The sequence below is a fragment of the Streptococcus oralis genome, from assembly GCF_026782125.1.
GTDB classification, from domain to species: Bacteria; Bacillota; Bacilli; order Lactobacillales; family Streptococcaceae; genus Streptococcus; species Streptococcus oralis_CE.
This window is the reverse complement of sequence record NZ_JAKUVY010000002.1, coordinates 15,614-21,598: the sequence shown is the minus strand read 5'-3', so window position 1 is coordinate 21,598 and position 5,985 is coordinate 15,614. Positions and strand designations below refer to the sequence as shown.

2 protein-coding genes are annotated in these 5,985 nt (G+C 39.9%); both read right to left on the bottom strand.

Annotation, left to right across the window (positions count from 1 at the left end; genetic code table 11):
- On the bottom strand, positions 1 to 5,555 hold a 5,555-nt coding region (locus MK385_RS01605; protein WP_268725110.1), incomplete at its 3' end, for a collagen-flanked surface repeat-containing protein.
- Between the two features lie 2 nt (positions 5,556 to 5,557).
- On the bottom strand, positions 5,558 to 5,985 hold a 428-nt coding region (locus tag MK385_RS01600; protein WP_268725109.1), incomplete at its 5' end, for an LPXTG cell wall anchor domain-containing protein.

Sequence of the window (5,985 nt, the reverse complement as noted above, 5' to 3'; positions counted from 1 at the left end):
GGTTGTGGTTGTGGTTTCGGATCCGGTTGTGGTTGTGGTTTCGGATCTGGTTGTGGTTTCGGTTTTGGATCCTCTTTCTTAGGACATCCACAATCACGGATAAAGATACGGTTTGTTTCTTTACCTTCACCATCCTTGATAATAATCCAGTATCCTGATTGACCTTCCTTGTTCTTACCAGGTTCAGTAGTAATACTTGGTGTTTTACCATCTTTACCATCACGAACAAAGGTACGGCTAGTTTCCTTACCATCGCCATCTTCGGTGATTACCCAAACACCAGTATTTCCTTCTTTATCTTTACCTGATTCAGTACGAACTTTTGGTGTCTTACCATCTTTACCATCACGGATAAAGTTACGGCTAGTGATGTTTCCTTCAGAATCACGTACGATTACCCAAACACCTGAACGACCTTCTTCGTCTTTACCAGACTCGATAGTAATAGTTGGTGTCTTACCGTCTTTTCCGTCTTTACCATCTTTACCATCTTTACCATCTTTAACGAATGTACGACCTGTTTCAGTTCCAGCAGGATCATGTGTGATTACCCATGTACCTGTGTTACCTTCTGAGTCTTCACCACGTTCTGTTGTTACTGATGGGTTCTTACCGTCTTTGATGATTGTTTCTGTTGTTTCACCATCTGGGTTCACAACTTTAACTGTGTGAGTACCATCTTGGTTATCTTTAACGGTTACAGTTGGTGTCTTACCATCTTTACCATTCTTGATAACTGTCTCGGTTGTTGTTCCATCTGGGTTTACAACTTTAACTGTGTGAGTACCATCTTGGTTATCTTTAACAGTTACGACTGGTGATTTTCCGTCTTTACCATCTTTACCATCTTTAACGAATGTACGACCTGTTTCAGTTCCAGCAGGATCATGTGTGATTACCCATGTACCTGTGTTACCTTCTGAGTCTTCACCACGTTCTGTTGTTACTGATGGGTTCTTACCGTCTTTGATGATTGTTTCTGTTGTTTCGCCACCTGGGTTTACAACTTTAACTGTGTGAGTACCATCTTGGTTATCTTTAACGGTTACAGTTGGTGTCTTACCATCTTTACCATTCTTGATAACTGTCTCGGTTGTTGTTCCATCTGGGTTCACAACTTTAACTGTGTGGGTACCGTCTTCGTTATCTTTAACGGTTACGACCGGTGATTTTCCGTCTTTACCATCTTTACCATCTTTAACGAATGTACGACCTGTTTCAGTTCCAGCAGGATCATGTGTGATTACCCATGTACCTGTGTTACCTTCTGAGTCTTCACCACGTTCTGTTGTTACTGATGGGTTCTTACCGTCTTTGATGATTGTTTCTGTTGTTTCGCCATCTGGGTTTACAACTTTAACTGTGTGAGTACCATCTTGGTTATCTTTAACGGTTACAGTTGGTGTCTTACCATCTTTACCATTCTTGATAACTGTCTCGGTTGTTGTTCCATCTGGGTTTACAACTTTAACTGTGTGGGTACCGTCTTCGTTATCTTTAACGGTTACAGTTGGTGTCTTACCATCTTTACCATTCTTGATAACTGTCTCAGTTGTTGTTCCATCTGGGTTCACAACTTTAACTGTGTGGGTACCGTCTTCGTTATCTTTAACAGTTACGACTGGTGATTTTCCATCTTTTCCGTCTTTACCATCTTTGATATCCACAACATCGATGATGACATCTTTAGATACAGATTTGCCATCAAGGGTTGCTGTAGCTTTAGCTGTGTAACTACCTACTGCCGTTGGAGTACCAGAGATTATCTTAGTAGCAGCGTCGAATGTCACACCAGCAGGAAGACTTGCTTCATCAAGTGTAAGCTCAGAACCAGGAGTGTGAGTTAAAGTGATATCAGTGATCGCTTTACCTAGTTGAACAAGTTGACGACCACCAGAAACTTTAAGATCAAGATCTTTCTCAGCTTTAGGATTTACTGTAAGAGTAAATGTATCGATAGCTGAAGCTCCTCCCACTTCAGCAGGGTTAGTAGCCTGCATACGAATTGTGAAAGTACCAGCTTTTGTAGGTGTGCCAGTAAATGTCTTAGTAGCAGGATCATATGTCAAACCATATTCTGCGATAAGAGCGTTAATCTCAGATTCTTCTACTAAGCCGTACGGTGTCTTCATTGTGACAGTTGAAAGATTATTGTGAGTTACTACTGCAGGAGTAATAGCATCACCAACTGTTACAGTTTGCTCTTTGTTTGAAATCTCGATAGCAACAGGTGATTCGGTAACTGTGATAACGACCTCTCCACTAGCTTCGTCATTTCCATACAAGTTTTCGTAGCGAGCCTTGACAGGGATACGATAGGTACCGACCTTTTTAGGTGTACCAGAGAAGGTATGAGTTGACTCATCATAAGTGACCCCTTCTGGTAAAATACTTGGATATTTGCCAGTTAAAGGATTAGAAGGTTTGCTATAGTCATTAAGGTCAACTGAAATAGTTGCTCCTTCTGAAGCCTCAACCTTCACAGGAGTCATCTTAGACAATACTTGAACTTCAGTCTGACCACCAGTTACTTGGATAGGTTTCTTAGTAACAGTAAGCTTAAAGGTTCCTTGGGCAGTATCATTTCTCAATCCTCTATAGAATGCCGTATAGGTAACAGTATACTCACCAACTGAAGTTGGAGTACCAGAAATCGTCTTTGTATCAGGATCATAAGTCAGACCATTAGGTAGATTGCTAACTCCATCTGCAGCCCAATCATAGTTACCAGATCTAATGTCAGCACCTTCACTCGGTTGAATTACAAAATTAGTGATAGGAGTTCCGACTTCAACCGTTTGTTCACCACTATTTACCTTAATTGGTCTGGGTTTAACTGTGATAGTGATTGTACCAGTAGCTTCTTCTAAACCACGTGTTAATTTATAAGTATATGTTTTAGTACCAACTGAATTTGTAGTTCCAGAAAGAATCTTTGCATTATAATCATAGTTAAGACCAAGTTCACCACGAATATCTCCAGAAAATTCTGCTCTATTTGGAATCGCAATTTCAATTGGATCGATTTCATCGCCGACTGTAACTTCACGAGTATAGTTTTCAGCATGCAATGGACCAGGCAATACTGTTAAAGTAACATATTTTTGTACAGCTTGACCATCTTTTTCTGCTAAAACTTTGATGCGGTATGTCCCTTCGACTAAACCTTTACCAGCAATCGTTTTTGTTGCTTTATTATAGCGAGTGCCCTTAGGAAGAGATGCTGTATCAACTTTTAAAGTTGCTCCATTAGTGTGAGTGATGACCATATCCTTGAACTTTTCACCTTCTTTGATGGTTTGTTCATGGTTGGTTACATCAAGGTCAAGTCCAATTCCATCACGTGGCTTAACTTCAAAAGTGAAGGTTGTAAAGGTAGTTGAGATACCACCATCGGCATTATAGTAGTCAACTTCTACACGTGCAGTTTGATTTTCAGTAGTTTGAAGAACCCCGTAACCTTCTAGTGTTTTAGTGATATTATCAGAGCTTACTGTAGCGTAGGTGTCTCCGCTATTAGTCGTTACACGAATATTCGCGATTGTCGATCCACCTTCAAGAGTTACTGGAATGCTTGGGAACTTTTCTCCCTCTTTCCAGACTTGGTGGTCAATTGGGCTGATAACATCTGTTACCTCAAACTGGAAGATACGGTTTGGCGCATTATCTCCAAAGTGACCATCGATGGCACGTACTTCAAAGTTATACTTACCAGGTGCTAGCTTAACACCGGCCTTTTTCTTAATGGTTTGAGTGGCTTCGTCATACTCAGTACCGTCAGGGAAACGAACAGGTTTAACTGTAGCGTTGACCTTGTTTAGTTCAATCTTACCAATAGTTTGTTCTTTATCTGAACGAGGAACTGATACGATTCCCTCTTTATTTAAGACTGCAGTTTTAGTATTTGGAGTAAATTTGACATCCGCATTTGTAAGATAAAATCCGTTGTCATCATAAGGTGTAGCTTTTGAACGTTCTTCTGTAGTTAACTCTACATTAAAGATACGTTCTTGTCCCAGTTTATCGATAGTTTTAAACTTAATCGTAAATGTCCCCTGTTGAGCAGGAAGTTTGGTAAAGCGTAGTCGATACGGCGTGTGTCTTGGGTCATGAACCATCCAATTTTCATCATCATAAAACTTACCATACGGATCTCCGACAACTGCCAATTCATATTCTACTTCTGGCGTTGTATCCAAACGTTCGATGCGCTCCAATAAAACTGGTGTTGATGGGAAATTAGTTACTCTAGAAGAGTCCGCAACATAGAGCCCAAGCTCAGTATTATACTTTGGTGTATCAGGCTTAGCATCTGCTACTGTAACAGGTTTATTAGCACTAGAATCAGTCGTCAGGTAATAACCAAATGGTGTTGTTGGAATCGTATATCTATTAACACGAGTATTATTTTCCCCCATGTCGCCTGTTTCTCGGTCATAATAATTATCAGTTTTTGATGCAGATAAGTCAAGTCGGTCCTCAGAGAGAGTAGACAAGGCATATGAGTGTGGTTTAGTTATTGTTAAAGGAAGAGTTGCCTTCACATTAGGATTGGTTTTAGAAACCAAACCAATGTCATAGGTTCCGATTGGGATTCCACCATTAAGATTAAGAGTCCCGTAGACATATTCTCCAACTGGATCATAAGTAAGGCCTAGATCTTTTGCACCTTGTGATAGTTCAACCTCATCAGAAGTAATACGAGTAAGACCCATCTTATATCTAACTTCAACAGTTGTACCGTTATGTATGAGATATTGGAAACCACTATAGTTCTCGATGGTCATATACGGTGTCGTACCATCTGATGGAGTACTCGCATTATCAGCAAGCATATATGATACGAAACCTGAGTGACCTGATCGTTTCATTTCTGTGTAGACGGACTCGATGGCAGATTGAAGGCGTCCAATGCTAAGTTCTAAATCAGCTTTAGTTAATTGAGCTTTTTCAGAAAGTTGTTGAGCTGCTACCAACTCTGCTTTTGAAGCTTGAAGTGCATCTGAAAGAACTTTTTTAGATTCACTATCGTCTAGTTTAGCTTCTTGTTTTTCAGCTTCTTGATTAACAGCTTTTGCTTCAAGAATGCTATTGTTCAACTGTTCTTTAAGAGGTTGAAGAATAGCGTCTACCTCTGGTTTAGCTTCAGTTTCTGGAACTTCTTTTTCATCAACTTTAAGTTCTGGCTTTTTTTCTGCTACTGGTGCAGTTGATGGAGCTATCGCAACAGTTGTTTTTTCCGTTTCTTTTACAGTTACTTCCGTAGTTGACTCAGTGGTTGAAACTACAGTCGAATCATTTTCTGTAGTAGGTGCTACAAAAGTCGCAGGGGCACGATATGGTTCTGGAACACTAATTTTCTCAGAGGTTACTTCCTTAGTAGATCTTTCTTCAACTCCCTTATTAACCTCTACCCCCTCTTCACTTTTTAATTCACTTGCATTTACTTGAGATGCATTAACCATCGAACCGACGAAAAACAGCCCAACAAGCACCGAAGCTACTCCTACACTAAATTTACGAATAGCAAATCGTTGTCGTTTTTCAAATTTCATAATTATCTCCTTTTATTTCTTACTATATCTTTTTCTCTTAAGAATAAACCAAGAACTGTAACAGCCATAAGTGAAATCCCTAGGGCTGAGTAAATATTTGATTCAGTACCAGTCTTTGGTAGTTGTACTTTTTCAGACACTTCCAAATTATTAATAGTTTTATCAGCTGGTTTAACTGGAGCTACCGGTTTAACTGAATCTACTGGTTTAACTGGTTCTACCGGTTTAACTGAATCTACTGGTTTAACTGGAGCTACTGGTTTAACTGGATCTACCGGTTTAACTGGTTCTACCGGTTTAACTGGAGCTACTGGTTTAACTGGTTCTACCGGTTTAACTGGAGCTACTGGTTTAACTGGAGCTACTGGTTTAACTGAATCTACTGGTTTAAATGGAGCTACTGGTTTAACTGAATCTACTGGTTTAACTG